This window comes from Sulfitobacter sp. M22, from assembly GCF_021736025.1.
Classification (GTDB): Bacteria; Pseudomonadota; Alphaproteobacteria; order Rhodobacterales; family Rhodobacteraceae; genus Sulfitobacter; species Sulfitobacter litoralis.
This window is the reverse complement of record NZ_WMEC01000005.1, coordinates 58184-71553: the sequence shown is the minus strand read 5'-3', so window position 1 is coordinate 71553 and position 13370 is coordinate 58184. Positions and strand designations below refer to the sequence as shown.

The window sequence follows — 13370 nt, the reverse complement described above, 5'->3', positions numbered from 1 at the left end:
GCCTCCTTTCGAGTTTTGGTGAGAGGAAATGGTGATCAGATTGACTGACGGGGCCGCGGATCGTTGATGATCCTGGCACCGAGGGCTTCGACCATGTCGATGTAGGTGGTCAGCGACACGGACCTGCCGGGACCCCAAGGTTCAGAGTCGTCCGATCCGTCCCGCGCCACCCGCGGCAAGTTCGCGAAGGCAATGACATCGGTGACGGGCCGGACATCGATGAACGGGGTCCCTCGTGCGACCGCAAGAGTGGCCAAGGGAAAGCGCTCGATCGGCGCGAAGGTCGACACGGTGGTCCAACCAAGATGGATGAATGTCCCGCCCTCTCCGCAGATCACATGCGCGTTTGGCAATGACGCCGCCTGCTTCAGATAGCCGAGGTCACGCAGGACAGTCTCGCGCTCGCGCCGTTGTGACTGCCCCGTCTGGCCGGTTCGGCGTAGTTCCTTGTGTCGCCACGACGAGGCAGCGGTCGCGCGCAACACGCGCAAGACACCTGTTTGCATGGGAATGCCCTTAATCAGGAAAGACAGACCGGAACCCGGCCCGGACCCATCTGAGGGACCCCAAAGGCCCTCATCCGTCAGTCACAAAACCCGAAGGACACTTTCACTCTTTAGGGATCTGATGCCGGAGATTGTTAAATGCGAAGCTCATGAGAACGCAGGATCCTGCACTTTCCGGCATCAGACCCCGATGAGGAACAGGATCAAGCCGGTTCAACCCTCTTTCGGGCACCCTCTCTCCGACACCCTCAGGCCTGACCCTCTCCGACCCTCCTCTTCCTCTCAAACCCCATGATTTCCGGAGGTGGCTTGTATTTGTTCCCGTTATGTTCTTTTTTAAGAACCGAGCTAAGAAGGGAAATCCCCGATGGAAAGCACTACTTACGCCCTGCCCGCGACGCCAAAGCAGATTGCCTATGCGCGGTTGCTGGCCCTGCGCAACCAGACGCTTCTGCCGTGGGAGGTTCAGCAAGATCGGCGCTCCTTGAGTGCCTGGATCGACGCACAAGCCAAGTTGAACCCGGGCGCGCAGGACAGCCGCCCGACATCGAAGCAGGTCGCCTTCGCCGAGCGTCTCGCCCGGATCAAACGCCGCGCCGTCCCGGATGAGTGTTTCCGCGACAAGGGGCTGATGTCAAAATGGATCGATGGGAACAAATGAAGCTGGGTAGCCCCTGCGGTGATTGAGACTACTTCAGCCGATCAACAATCGATGCCCCGCCCGACCTGGCAAGCGCGATCAGGCTGGACTGGATTTTGAATGTGAAGACGGAACTGAACGCGCCGATGGGCGTGCGGTCCTCCCAGACATAGGACCGCTCCAGAATATCGGTGTTGATCTTGTCCAGCATGACCCATTTGCGGACATGGGTCTCCAACCCCACACGCTGCGACTCGATCTGTGGCACCTCGATGCACTTGCGCGAGGGCAAGGGCGGTTGCGTCGTGATCGGCAGGATGAACACCACGGTCTCGCTATCGGACTTGGCGACAGTGACGGCGATACAGACAGGCCGTGTCTTGCGGCCCTCGGTCTCGCCCGCCATCTGCTCGCGTTTCCATAGGAACGGGTAGCGGAAAACCTCTCCCGCACTCGGCTTAGTCATCCGCCCGCGTCAAGTCCCGCTCGAGCCCTTCAATCATCAGCGCCTTGAGATCCTCGGGCATCTCGTCAACCATATGAGCCTGTTGCGTGGCCCCCCGCGCGAGCTGCTGGTACTGGTCCATGCTCATCAGCACGAATTTCGGCTTGCGATGCTTGGTGATCGCAATCGGCGACCGAATGGCCGCGTCAAACAGGTCACTTGTGTGCCGCGTCAGGTCGGCCGCCTTGAACTCGGGAAGCTCATGCATGATCTGGGTCTCCATTCGTGCAGAATATACGTACATTCTGGATATTCTGCAAGAGATGGGTTGAGCCTTCCCATGTGTCATCCGAACCGCCGCACGGTCCAGTGTAGGCGTACTCTTAGGCGGTGTTGCCGTCTTCAACGGACTCGTCCGAGGTCAGGTGGTCGTAGCCGCGAGAGACTGCCAGCGCGCCGTAGCGGTCAAACATGACGAAGGCCCCTGCCCGCCCGATGTCTGTCGGATTGAAGGCTAACGGCCGGATCTCGATCTTTTGGATCTCTGCTTCCAACACGCCAAGCTGAGTATCAATCTCGGGGGGTTCATCTTGTCTAGCGTACTCTTCTTCCAAGGCCTGATACTCGGAGAGTAGTTTGGTATGGGTCGCTTGTTCATCCGTCACCAGCCAATCGAGCAGCATTGTATCACCCTCGGCGTTATAAGCATTAACACAGACAAACACGACGGTAAGGTTGGCCACTTGGGCCGAGGCGTCTGTGAACATCTAGCAAACCTAGAATGGCTTCTTGTTCCATGATAAGCTACAACATTCCAGACTTGCACCTGACGCGGGTGATCTGAAGTGTGCCGCAATTGTCTCTTGATCTTCGATGGCTATGCAGACTCACCAGCCGGTCGAGTTTATGTGGCAAGAGCATCAGTTTCCTTGCCTCATCATAGCATCAAGGTAGGCGTTGTTGTTTTTCACCTGTCCTAAGCTGGCTCTCAAAATTAATTCGTTGAGTGCAATAAGGAGCTGCCCTGGACCTCGTTCTCTAAGGTGTTTCATGATCCTGCCCTGTTCTATTCTTAGCAATCTTCCGACATCGGCCAATATTTCGAGAACTGATTGATGATCTCTTGGTTCATGCGGGAAGAAGTCCGATATGTTTTTCAGGTCCGTCCATGCCATAATTGTTGGATCTCGGCGTTCCTGAAAACCAGAGGTGCAGTGTGCATCTGCTCTATCTTTTTTTATATTCAATCTTGTGGGTTCTACGTGCCGGACATTTTGTCCGTCGTCGCCGGACATTTGGTCGGGCATTGTTTCCTGAGCGTCATGGTTTCCGGCCGGAAACTCTCTGATGGTCGCTCCGACCAACTCTGCCAGCCTCTTGATAAGCTCTATGATTTCGTCGGCTTTGAGAGTTGCACGGCGTAGGATGTTTCGTACGTTCTGGAGAAATGAGACAGTCTCAACATCCTTTGCTTGGCGCAAAGCCTCGACACGAAGGGCCAGTGCCTCCGCCTTGAGTGACCGTAGCTTTTCCTGATCGCCCACAAGCTGTTCTGCGTGTTCGGTGAACTCTCTTTCCCGATCATACATTGGCTGCAGATCGAAGCCAAAGGCATCTCTGATCAATCCACCGTAGCGAAGAGGGAACCGTTTGCGGGTTGCGCTATCCCTGCGCTGGATCAGCCCGGCATCCACGAGGTGTCCGATACACCGTCGAATCGTTCTCTCGTTCAGGCCGTTCGTTCTCTCAGACAATGATGCGTTTGAGGGAAAGACGATAGTCATTGGAGCTGTTTGTCCGGCCTTCTTCGGCATGAAGCTGATCAAGGCCTGCAGTGTTACCAGGTCATTTGGTGTCAGACCGAGTTCTTTGCGAATCGCTCGGATTGGCTCGATTACCCTGTACGGGTTCGTACCGGGTATAGTAGATCGTTCCGCCAAGGCGGGTGTGTGAGAAAATACCTGTCTCATGATGATTTCGGCTGAAAAAGCTTCCCCGTTCACCGCGAACGGTGTTGAAAACGATTCGGCTTCGGGGTATCAATCAGGTGTCTAAGCTAATCGAGGCCCTTCGGAAGCACTGCTTTCGGGGGGTCTTTCCTTTTCTGGCCTGTCCTCCTTTCTGCTCAGTTTTTGTTATCGTCTATGTCAGGACCATCAAGATCCTGATCCCTGCCGGAGACTGGGTTACCTATGGGTTCCATTTTCTCTGGGGTAATGATCTGCCCTGGACCAGCGGCCTTCGCGTTCGCCAACGCTAGAAGAGCGGCCTCTGGATTCTCAGAGATCCACTTATGAAGCCCGTCATTTCCGTTCTTGACGGTGATGATCACATTTCTTTTGGTGACCTTCACCATCCCGAGTTTTGTCTTGATTGCCGATGGGGCAGGGGGCTTGTGCTGTTTTAGGAGCCCTTCGAAGATCGCAAAGCGTTCGTCGGAGGTCTTGCCTGAACCTCTGGATTCCATGAGAGCATCATGGAATTCTCGGTTTCCGGCCGGAAACCCTTCATCTCCAGAGAAGCCAAGGCTCTCATAAGCCTTTGCGGCAGCATACCAACGATCCCGTCCAACCCCGGGTGCCGCCCCGATCTTTTGGATGAGTTCAGTCGGAATACAGGAAGTGACTTGTTTCATGCGAGCAAGTCCCGTGAGCTTGTCACCGGCTTTCCTGGCTTTCTGATCGATGTTGAGGGCGTCACAGACCAGTCCCTCATCCTTGCCGGACTCTATGAGAGAACGTGCAAACAGGGCTTTCTCGATCCAGCTGAGGTCTTTTCGGAAGCTGTTCTCTTGGCCTTGTGCAAGAATCGCTTGATCCTCATCCAAGCCTCTGATGAGAGCCTTTGCGGGCTTGCCGATAAGTCGAAGGGCGGCTAATCGCCTGCGCCCATAGATGATCCTGTACCGCCCCCCTTCGGGGCTCAGAAGTATCGGGATAAGCTGTCCCTGCTTGTCAATGCTTTCAGCCAGTTCCCTGATGTCATCTTCGTCATCCAGGGCCAGACGATCCTGGAACTCGGAATCATCAATAAGGTCGGTACTGATTTCTTGAATTGAAGATTGTGCCGCATCCTGAAGAGAACGGGCCATTCCCGAAAGGGCAGGGGCTCGTGACTGGGTTCGAGTCGGAGAAATCGACGAGCTCTGCTGCTTTTCTTCATCCTCGGGAATGTCGAATGTGACTTTGCGGGCCATTACTTACGCCCCCATGCCGTTTTGATGAGCCCTTCGACCTCCGCCACAACCCCGTTGATGGACTCGATAGCCCGATCGTACGTCTGGCGATGAAAATCCGTTCTGGCGATCTCGAACAGTGTCTGTTGCGTGAGTCCAGCGTCAGAGACTGCGGAGGATTTCAGGAAAGGCTGAGTAAGAACGTCATCCGTGAACATGGTCCGCAGGAATGCCGCCATCTGAGTTTGGGGGCCGTCATTGGGCTCGAAACGAGTGATTAGAAATCTCATGAAGTCCCAGTCGGGCGATGCGCCCACATCAGCAATTGTTGCCATGAGGCTGGATGTGAGCTGCAGGAATTGGGCCATCGAGGCGACGTCAAGCATGCTTGGAATGACAGTGACGACTAGGGACGTCGACGCTACCAAAGCCGATAGTGTGGTAAACCCGAGTTGCGGTGGGCAGTCGATGACGACAATGTCGTAGTCTGTCTCGACTTCATTAATGCAAAGAGCAAGCCGCTGATAGAACGGCGGCCTGATATTGTTTCGAAGCGCGTGTGCGGTTTCGGTCTCGAACTCAGAGAGCAACAAGCCGGCCGCGGCTAGATCGAGGTTGTGGAAATACGTTTTGCGCACAACGTCTCTAAATGGGATAGGGTCCTCATACCGGAGGGCATCGTACACCGTTCCGGCCTCAGGGAAGTCGATTTCCGGCCGGAAACCGAACATGGTGGTCATTGAGGCTTGTGGGTCGAGATCGATTGCCAGAACTCGATAACCATCAAGGGCAAGCTTTTGGGCCAGATGGATCGCCGTTGTCGTCTTCCCGGCCCCCCCTTTGAAGTTGGCGATCGAAATGATCTGGATATGCTCCCCATCCCGACGACGAGGAACGATATGCTGGAACTTGGTGCTTGACCGGGCTATTTCGTGGCGCGCTATATCGATTTGCTCTGCAGTGTAGAACCTGCGGCCGCGGGCGTCTGTCTCGATATCACCGAGATCGAGCTTGTCCTCGAAAAACATCTTCCGCAAAAAATCTTGGCTTACCCCGAGGATCTGGGCAACTTCCGTGGATGAGAAGCGTCTGAGAGCCTTTCGTTCATCAGGTAGAAACGACTTGCGCATATTCACATCAAGCGATTTGCTTAGACGTGTCGCCATCGTTTGGATCTTTTGATCCATTCTGATCCGCTGCTCGTTCATGCCCGTCCCGCCGCCCGTCTTCCGGGTCTATCTTGAGAAGGAACGCAAAACCGCCGGAAACTGATGGTTAGCGTTCTTCCGCAAAAATGTCAGGAAAGCGTTTGACAGGCAAGGATTTTTTCAAATGGTGGGCCGGTATCCGGTGAAATCATTTATTTACAATGACTTATCTTATTTTGCGGATCCAGCGCGTCAAGTGCTTGTGTCGCTGCCATCTCTTAAACGCAAGATGTACTCGATTCACATAGGCGGTTTTGCTTCCAAAGAACGAATCTGAGTCTCTTAAATCATTCCCAGACTCTCGGCTCGCTCCAACAGCATCTTGACCGATGAGGGCTGCCAACTCGTTCGGCCACGGGGCGTGCGTTCGCGCATAGCTTCCAGCCGTTCACAGATCGCTCGAAGCGTGATGTCAGGATCTGCGCCCTTGATGCCAGCAATAATGGCGGGCAGGCGGTCGTCGGTTTCGCGGCGCCCGGCGCGGGCCAGAACCTCGGCAGGCAGGAAGCCGTCGCGGACATATGCCTTCACAGCGCGCAAGAGACGGCTTTGGGTCCAGCGACGCGCCTCGGGCAAGGGGCCGTTGATGATGCGCAACACGTCTTCCCAGGCCAAGTCGGGGCGCAACCGGCGCACATGGGGCACCCAGTCTTGTGCCGTCTCGTTCAGGCGCTCCATGTAGCCGTCCTGTCTTGCCAGCCTTACCTTACGAAGAACGGCAGGGTCTTTGGCGCGCAGCCCAGGGTTCCCGCCCACGCGGCCCTTTGTGCGCGCGCTGGCGAGGCCGGCCTTGGTACGTTCCCGGATCAGGGCGCGTTCGAACTCGGCCGCGGCCCCCAGCACTTGCAACGTGAACTTGCCCTGCGGGGATCCGGTGTCGATGGGGTCGTGAATGGAACGAAAGAACGCGCCCCTGGCCTCCAGCCGCTCGATCACCTCCAGCAGATGCGACAGGGATCGCGCAAGGCGGTCGATCCGCACGACCACCAGCGTGTCGCCCTTGCCGACGCGCTCCAACACCCGCGCCAGCACCGGCCGCGCACGATTGCCGCCCGAGGCCTGTTCTTCATGGATCTCGGCGCAGCCCACGGATTTCAGGGCCTGCGTCTGGGGCAGGGGGGTCTGATCCTCGGTCGAGACCCGAGCGTAACCTATCAGGGGCATCAAAACAGTCTTTTTGCAGTTTTATGTATCGCTAATAAACGACCGTATTGAAAGATTTATAATATTGAACAAACAGCACGAATTCTGCGCAATCTTGTAGTTTTCCTTGCATATGAGCGCGATGGGAGACCCGGAGCGCCGTGGGAGCGCGTGTTTCGCAGCGGGGTAGGGGAGGGAGGTCTATTAGGTCTATTCTACAATAGAATAAAATGATTAATTTCATTCGTTCACTTTATATAATATATTGAAATTATGTAATATATTATATGTTTTGACATAACTTAAAGGTGGCCTCGAATATCAAGTAATATTGGCTTCTGCCTTTCAAACAACGAATACTTTGAGCCGACAATGAGATTGGAACGATGGTGTTCTGGTATGGAGAAGGAATTGCAAAGCGCGTACCAAACGAAAACACCAACCGGCTTTGACTACAACAATATTTGCCTCGCGGAACCGACCCATGCGTTCATTGCCCAGGCTAAACTCAGTACTATAGCAAGGCAACTAAACGATCGCAGCGCGAGACCTGGCAATATCAGACGTCAGCAGAATAGTTTGCAAAGTATGTTGCTGCGATCGGTTGAATCCTCCGAGCAATGCTTTTAAATCGATCAGAGTAAGAGGCCGTTATTTCCACGGATCGTGATCACAATTTCGTCCAGATGCTATTTGTCGGCGGGTTGGCGGCGATCGCGCTGGATCTTCGCCGCAATCTGTGTGCCAAATTTTGCCACCCAATCCCGGATAATCTAATGGCTGACTGAGGCGCCGCGCTCTGCAAGTAAGTCTTCAACATCCTGCAGGCTGAGGGTAAAGCGATGGTCGGCCCAAACTGCATAGCCAATGATCGAGCGTGGAAAGCGATAGCCCCACATGCCAGAACTGGCAACCTGACAATGCCCTGAATTGCTCCCGTCTATTTCACAGGGTGGGCTTTGGCGATCAACGCCTTAGATCGTGCGAGTGCCTCTGCAGCGCGGCTCGGGGCATCCACCGTTTTGGCCTTTTCAATCTGAGCCACCTCGACACTCAGAACAATATCACGTGGCAAGGCGCGTACCATTGCAATCAGATCAATTCCGCCGTCGCCGGGCAAAAGCCGTGCGCCTCGGGCAATCTCGATCATTCCGGCATCGGACGGATCATATGGCTTAGGACCATCACAAAGCTGGGCGTAGTGAATGAGCGCGGGGGGCAGGTTTTGAATCTGCGCGACCGTCCCGCCCGCCCGGTCCCAATGCAGCGCGTCGATCAGAACGCCGCCGTTGGCGCACCCCGCCGTTTCCACGATACGTTGCGCCTCGGGCAGGGTTTTGACCCCGGTCCAGGGCATGAACTCCAGATCCCCGGTCAGGTCATATTCGGCTGCGAGATCGCAAAAGGCGGCAAAGGTTTCGGTGAGCCGATCATGATTGGTATCATCGCCCGCAACAAGCACGTTGCGCGCGCCAAGCCTTTGACCGAGGGCTAGAAAATCACGGAAATCCTCGACATCCGTGTCTGGTTTAAGCCGGGCGATTTCAATATCGGCAATGCCGATCCCAGTCTCATCAAGGGCCGCTTTCACCAAAGCTTCAACTGCCGGATCAGACAAGATCGGATAGGGGGCCTCGGTTGGGGCGGCGGGCAAAAACCGCAGCCCCACAAGGTCATACCCCGTGGCCGCCGCAATGCGCACGGCCTCATGAGGCGGGACCTCATGTGTGGTCAAAAAGGCGAGAGAGAATTTATGGGGCATGGCACTCACTTCAGCGGGGAAAACGGCAAGGGAAGGGCGATGGCACTGGTCATCTGTGGGGTGAGCCAGTCAGGGCCGCCTTTGGCCGGCCATTTGCCGTCCGCGACCGATTGGCTGCGCGCCTTGATGCGGGCCTCAAGCGAGCTGTAGGGCCAGATTTGCGTGACACGCGGCGCACCATCAAGGCCCCACATCGCCATGGTCAGCGGCGAATATTCCGAACGTGCCGGCATAGCGCCGCGCCATTTGTCTTGGGTGACGGACACGCCGTTCAGCTTGGCCTTATAGGTGCGAAATTCGTAGATCGGCCCATAGGTGCCGGGGGTGATCGGGGCCATGAAATCAAAGGGTTTGTAGCTGTCAAACCGCAGGTCGACCAAATGCTCCATACAGCCCATCGGATTGTCGGACATCACAGCGCGTTCGCGTTCGTCCATCATCTCGTCCAGCGTCTCGAAACCGCGCAAAACATAGACCTCGTTGAGGGTGCCGATGTCGGTGCCAAATGCCCCGAGCAGCGTGCCTTTGCCCGCTGCAAGCCAATTTTGCAGCCCGTCCGAGGCCTTTCCTGCGCCAAAGATTACGGTCTTGAGCGTTGCGATTTCGTAATAGGCCATGTCATGCATCCTTTGTGTGGTGTGAAAGAGAAGGGGTCAGGCCTTTGATTGGTTGACCTGAAACTCGGCGGCCGACGATGTAGCCAAACGTCATGCCCGGCCCGAGGGTGATGCCGCCAGACGGGTAATGCCCGCCCATGATCGAGGCGGCGTCATTGCCGATGGCATAGAGCCCGGGCGTCGGCGCTCCGTTTTGCCCAAGCACCTGCCCGTCGGCGGTGGTTTTGATCCCGGCAAATGTACCAAGGCTGCCGGGCACGAGTTTGACCGCATAAAACGGCCCGCGCTCCAATGGCCCCAAGGTCGGGTTTGGACCTTTGTGTTTGGCCCAGCCTTGGACGCGGTTGTACAGTGACGCGCCGCGGTGAAACACCGGGTCGTGACCTTCGCGCGCGCCGTCATTGAACCGCGCGATGGTCTGTGCAAGCGCCTCGGGGGGCAAGCCGCACTGCGCCGCCAAATCTGTGATCCGTCGCCCGCGTTTGAGGTAGCCGGAGCGCAGATAGCGGGTGAGCGGGAAGGGAAAGGGCTTGGCCCAGCCGATGCCAAATTGCCTCTGCGCCCGGTGATCACAGATCAGCCAAGCCTCCGGCGCGCAGCCCTTTGGCGTCACCGCAAACAGGGCTTTCATGAACTCATGATAGCTGTCGGCCTCGTTGACGAACCTCTGCCCACGCATATCCACCGCGATGAATCCGGGTTTGGCGCGATCAATGAGATGAGGGAAAGTTTTGAACCCACCCTCACCATCCGGGACGCGGGACACGGGCGCCCATGCGGCGGGTTCAGCGAGGCTCATGTCAAGCGCCGCACCAACCGTTTCAGCCAAACGCAAGCCGTCGCCGGTGTTTGATTTGGGCGCAGCAGAGGCATGCGCGATGGTGTCGGTGTGGGCAAAACTGTGTGTTTGTCGCAGGGCATCATGCGGGTAGCCGCCCGTCGCAAGCACCACACCTTTGCGGGCGGTGATGCGGATTGGCGTCCCTTGTCGGATCACGGATGCACCCACGATCCGACCCTTATCATGGCGCAGGCGGGTCACCGGACTGTCATGCCAAAGCTGAACCCCGCTGTCCGCCGCCCCTTTCAAAAGCTGCGCCACAAGGGCATTGCCGCCCACAAGCTGCATCGAACGCCGATAGCGCGCCAGATCATAGAGATGTTTGGCCAGCCGTTTGGTGACATGCCACAGCGCGCTTGGGGAGCGGGTCGCATTGAAAAAATGTGCCATATCCGCACCGCTGCCAATGCCCATGCCCCAAAGCGACACGACATCGAGTGGCGGCCGCAGCCGCGCCATCAAAGGGCCAAGTTGACGCCCATCATAGGCCGCGGTGGTCACGGATCGCCCGCCTTCGGCGGCACCGTCATGGGCGTAAAAGTCAGGCACATGATTGCCATCGACCCAGGTCATGACGCCGATCTCTTCGAGAAAGCGCAGCATGTCAGGACCGTTTTGCAAGAACGTCTCCAGGCGCGGGTCATTGGCGCGATTGCCCAACAGGGCGCGCAGATAGCGGCGGGGTTTGGCGTCGGGCTCAGTGATCCCGGCGCGGATCGCCTGTGGGTTCTGTGGAATCCAAAGCCAGCCGCCGGACCATGCGGAGGTACCGCCGAAAACCCCGGTTTTCTCGGCCACAATGACCTCAAGCCCTGCCTTCGCAGCCGTGATCGCGGCACACAATCCCGCTGCGCCTGATCCAACGATCAGAACGTCGCAGGCGGTGACGCCCGCCGTTTCGCTGTCCATTGTCCTGCTTTCGTTTCACAGCGCGAAAGTCGTTCGCGCATTCGGGTCAGATGACAGGACCTTGCGGTCAGCCAGCCTGACGGGTTTCGGTTTCTGCGGGCAGGGCCCGGTTGCGGTTGAAAAAGAAAGACGCCTCTGCCGCCCCGCCAATTTCATCGGCGGCTTCGCGCAGAAGCGGGTGGAATTGGTCCATCAATTCGGGCGTCACACGCACACCCGGCCCGGCGATGGACAGACAGCCGATCACAGCATTGTCTTCGCTGCGAAAAATGGGAACAGCCATCGCCGCCATCCCGGCATGATAGCTGTCGGACATGGTGGCATAGCCGCGTTTGCGGGTGTCAGCCAGCGAGGCCAGCACCTCTGGAATTGACGTAGGCGCGCCCGGCCCCATGGCAAAATCCGCCCGCAGCCCTTGCTCACCAATTTTCTCAAGCGCTTGCTCATCCGTCAGTGTTGACAGCCAGGCATGTCCACCCGCCGAGCCGGCCAAATGCACCTTGATCCCCTGTTCACGACCGGGGTCATAGCGCAGGCCCGCAACCGCGCCCTGCGCCACGCCGACCCAGACAAGATCCTCGCCATCAATCACGGACAGGCGCACAAGTTCGCGCGAATCCGCCGCCAAGCGATCAAGGATGGGCTGTGCAATATCGGGCACGCCGGTGCGGGCCAAAAACGCCAACCCGATGCCTGCGAGTTTGATGGTGAGAGCGTAATCGCCTTGGTTCCTGAGCTGTCGCACATAGCCGTATTGCGACAGTTCTTTGAGCAATCGATGCGCTGCCGAGGCGGGCATATCCAGCTCGCTCGCGATCGCGCTCACTTGAACGCCTTCGGGATGTTTCCCAAGAAGTTCAAGGATCGAAAGGGTTCTCTCCATCACACCGGACATCGCTTACTCCATCATCGCTTTTGGCTTTGACGACGTGTTTATCCTGTGTGTGCCAAGCGGAACAGGGCGTCTTTGTGTGATGGACCCACGGATCGCCTCGATCACTGCAATGTTGCGCGCGCCATCGGACAAGGTGATGCGCGGGGTTTCATGTCCTTTGATCACGGCGGCAAAATGGCGGATTTGTTCGACATAGCTGTCGGTCGCGACCAGATCGAGCGGCCGATTGATCTGAGGCACGGTCCAATCGCGCGGACCTTCATGGGTCCAAAGCGACAGATCCGGCAGGCTTATCCCGGCCTGTGTCCCGGCAAACATATGCGAGACGGCGGGCATCGCCGGAAACCGCGCCGGATTTTCGCCTGCGGTCGTGTCCCAACACCATGGCCCCACACCCGCATCGGTCAGCGCAATGGTGATCAACCCGCCGGTTTCAAGGCGCAGGATCACGGCGGCGGTGTCTTCGACGTCAAAGCCGCGTTGGCTGTTTGAGCTGAGGGCCGTGACCTCTGTGATTTCGCCAAACAAATGCCGCACGAGGTCGATTTCATGAATCAAATTGATCAGGATCGGTCCACCCGCGCCCGGTTCCCGCCGCCAAGTCACATCGAAATAGCGGGTATCCTTGTAGAGCGTGGCGGAGATTGTGCCGCTGACCAATGTGCCGAAACGACCCTCGGTGATGGCTGTTTTGGCGGCTTGAACGATGGGGTTGTGGCGGCGGTGATGACCGACAAGCCCCGGCACCCCTGTGCGATCTGACAGGGCCACCAAAGCCGCGCAGCTATTGGCCGTGTCGCCCAAGGGTTTTTCGACCAGCACAGGAAGGCCCGCACGGATCAATGTCATCGCCTGCGGCACATGAAGCGCATTTGGCGTGGCAATAATCACCCCGTCTGGGCGCAACTCAATCAGGGCTGTAAGTGTTTCCAGATGGGGGCATTCCAGGTCTTTGGCAAGGGATTTGCCCGACTCAAACGGATCGACAATGGCAACGAGATCGGTGCCGGGACAGGCGCGGATCGCATCGGCATGGGTGCGCCCAATGATGCCGCCCCCAACAATGGCCAATCGTGTCTGTGTCATGTGGGTCCTCCCTCAGACAGGTGTTTCGGAGCACCTGTGCTTTCCACAACTATATCAACCAAAGCTAAAAATAAAACAAGATTTAAAAGTTGAAAGAGTTTCTATTTTAAGACATGCTGATGAAAGAATTAAGGCGTTTGGTA

General features: G+C 57.0%; 14 protein-coding genes and 1 pseudogene. 1 reads left to right on the top strand and 14 read right to left on the bottom strand.

What is annotated here, in order from left to right; all coding sequences use genetic code 11:
• Positions 1 to 35: 35 nt before the first annotated feature.
• Positions 36 to 506 (bottom strand): hypothetical protein, encoded by a 471-nt coding sequence (locus tag GLP52_RS17850; RefSeq protein WP_237273230.1) that lies wholly within the window; start codon positions 504 to 506, stop codon positions 36 to 38.
• A 367-nt stretch (positions 507 to 873) separates the two neighbouring features.
• Here GLP52_RS17850 and GLP52_RS17845 point away from each other — a divergent pair, with 367 nt between their 5' ends.
• Entirely contained in the window at positions 874 to 1167 is a 294-nt protein-coding gene (locus tag GLP52_RS17845) for a hypothetical protein (RefSeq protein WP_007120638.1), read from the top strand.
• A 28-nt stretch (positions 1168 to 1195) separates the two neighbouring features.
• Here GLP52_RS17845 and GLP52_RS17840 read toward each other — a convergent pair whose 3' ends face one another.
• The 13 genes and pseudogenes from GLP52_RS17840 to GLP52_RS17780 form a co-directional block, all read right to left on the bottom strand.
• Positions 1196 to 1612 (bottom strand): hypothetical protein, encoded by a 417-nt coding sequence (locus GLP52_RS17840; protein ID WP_237273231.1) that lies wholly within the window; start codon positions 1610 to 1612, stop codon positions 1196 to 1198.
• Positions 1605 to 1895, bottom strand: coding sequence for a type II toxin-antitoxin system prevent-host-death family antitoxin (locus GLP52_RS17835; RefSeq protein ID WP_237273908.1), 291 nt, complete (start codon positions 1893 to 1895; stop codon positions 1605 to 1607). Before GLP52_RS17835 ends, GLP52_RS17840 begins: the two co-directional genes overlap by 8 nt.
• A gap of 79 nt (positions 1896 to 1974) precedes the next feature.
• Positions 1975 to 2358, bottom strand: a complete 384-nt coding sequence (locus GLP52_RS17830; protein ID WP_007120635.1) for a hypothetical protein — start codon at positions 2356 to 2358, stop codon at positions 1975 to 1977.
• A 153-nt stretch (positions 2359 to 2511) separates the two neighbouring features.
• Complete coding sequence (locus GLP52_RS17825) at positions 2512 to 3561, bottom strand: helix-turn-helix domain-containing protein (protein WP_007120634.1); 1050 nt, start codon at positions 3559 to 3561, stop codon at positions 2512 to 2514.
• Between the two features lie 155 nt (positions 3562 to 3716).
• The gene (repB, locus tag GLP52_RS17820) at positions 3717 to 4787 is read right to left on the bottom strand and encodes a plasmid partitioning protein RepB (protein WP_007120632.1); all 1071 of its coding nucleotides are present in this window, start codon (positions 4785 to 4787) and stop codon (positions 3717 to 3719) included.
• Positions 4787 to 5974 carry a plasmid partitioning protein RepA gene (gene repA / locus GLP52_RS17815; RefSeq protein WP_037930882.1) on the bottom strand — a complete coding sequence of 396 codons (1188 nt, stop codon included), beginning with the start codon at positions 5972 to 5974 and terminating at the stop codon, positions 4787 to 4789. Before repA ends, repB begins: the two co-directional genes overlap by 1 nt.
• Positions 5975 to 6256: 282 nt before the next feature.
• Positions 6257 to 7138 (bottom strand): recombinase family protein, encoded by an 882-nt coding sequence (locus GLP52_RS17810; protein ID WP_237273233.1) that lies wholly within the window; start codon positions 7136 to 7138, stop codon positions 6257 to 6259.
• A gap of 671 nt (positions 7139 to 7809) precedes the next feature.
• Positions 7810 to 8016, bottom strand: a pseudogene (locus tag GLP52_RS17805) (IS6 family transposase); the annotation flags it as partial.
• Between the two features lie 41 nt (positions 8017 to 8057).
• Positions 8058 to 8879, bottom strand: coding sequence for a sugar phosphate isomerase/epimerase family protein (locus tag GLP52_RS17800; RefSeq protein WP_237273907.1), 822 nt, complete (start codon positions 8877 to 8879; stop codon positions 8058 to 8060).
• Between the two features lie 5 nt (positions 8880 to 8884).
• Complete coding sequence (locus GLP52_RS17795) at positions 8885 to 9496, bottom strand: NIPSNAP family protein (protein WP_009573732.1); 612 nt, start codon at positions 9494 to 9496, stop codon at positions 8885 to 8887.
• Between the two features lies 1 nt (position 9497).
• On the bottom strand, positions 9498 to 11246 hold the full coding sequence (locus GLP52_RS17790) for an FAD-dependent oxidoreductase (protein ID WP_237273906.1): 1749 nt from the start codon (positions 11244 to 11246) through the stop codon (positions 9498 to 9500).
• 67 nt (positions 11247 to 11313) lie between these two features.
• Positions 11314 to 12129, bottom strand: coding sequence for an IclR family transcriptional regulator (locus GLP52_RS17785; RefSeq protein ID WP_237273905.1), 816 nt, complete (start codon positions 12127 to 12129; stop codon positions 11314 to 11316).
• Positions 12130 to 12144: 15 nt separating this feature from the next.
• Positions 12145 to 13227 carry a Gfo/Idh/MocA family protein gene (locus GLP52_RS17780; RefSeq protein ID WP_237273904.1) on the bottom strand — a complete coding sequence of 361 codons (1083 nt, stop codon included), beginning with the start codon at positions 13225 to 13227 and terminating at the stop codon, positions 12145 to 12147.
• Between the last annotated feature and the right edge of the window lie 143 nt (positions 13228 to 13370).

Excerpts from the sequence above, each read along its gene's own strand:
- GLP52_RS17835 (WP_237273908.1), bottom strand. The coding sequence starts at position 1,895 with ATGTACGTATATTCTGCACGAATGGAGACCCAGATCATGCATGAGCTT.
- GLP52_RS17780 (WP_237273904.1), bottom strand. The coding sequence starts at position 13,227 with ATGACACAGACACGATTGGCCATTGTTGGGGGCGGCATCATTGGGCGC.
- GLP52_RS17795 (WP_009573732.1), bottom strand. The coding sequence starts at position 9,496 with ATGGCCTATTACGAAATCGCAACGCTCAAGACCGTAATCTTTGGCGCA.
- GLP52_RS17810 (WP_237273233.1), bottom strand. The coding sequence starts at position 7,138 with ATGCCCCTGATAGGTTACGCTCGGGTCTCGACCGAGGATCAGACCCCC.
- repB (WP_007120632.1), bottom strand. The coding sequence starts at position 4,787 with ATGGCCCGCAAAGTCACATTCGACATTCCCGAGGATGAAGAAAAGCAG.
- GLP52_RS17825 (WP_007120634.1), bottom strand. The coding sequence starts at position 3,561 with ATGAGACAGGTATTTTCTCACACACCCGCCTTGGCGGAACGATCTACT.
- GLP52_RS17850 (WP_237273230.1), bottom strand. The coding sequence starts at position 506 with ATGCAAACAGGTGTCTTGCGCGTGTTGCGCGCGACCGCTGCCTCGTCG.
- GLP52_RS17845 (WP_007120638.1), top strand. The coding sequence starts at position 874 with ATGGAAAGCACTACTTACGCCCTGCCCGCGACGCCAAAGCAGATTGCC.
- GLP52_RS17840 (WP_237273231.1), bottom strand. The coding sequence starts at position 1,612 with ATGACTAAGCCGAGTGCGGGAGAGGTTTTCCGCTACCCGTTCCTATGG.
- GLP52_RS17785 (WP_237273905.1), bottom strand. The coding sequence starts at position 12,129 with ATGGAGAGAACCCTTTCGATCCTTGAACTTCTTGGGAAACATCCCGAA.
- GLP52_RS17800 (WP_237273907.1), bottom strand. The coding sequence starts at position 8,879 with ATGCCCCATAAATTCTCTCTCGCCTTTTTGACCACACATGAGGTCCCG.
- GLP52_RS17830 (WP_007120635.1), bottom strand. The coding sequence starts at position 2,358 with ATGTTCACAGACGCCTCGGCCCAAGTGGCCAACCTTACCGTCGTGTTT.
- repA (WP_037930882.1), bottom strand. The coding sequence starts at position 5,974 with ATGAACGAGCAGCGGATCAGAATGGATCAAAAGATCCAAACGATGGCG.
- GLP52_RS17790 (WP_237273906.1), bottom strand. The coding sequence starts at position 11,246 with ATGGACAGCGAAACGGCGGGCGTCACCGCCTGCGACGTTCTGATCGTT.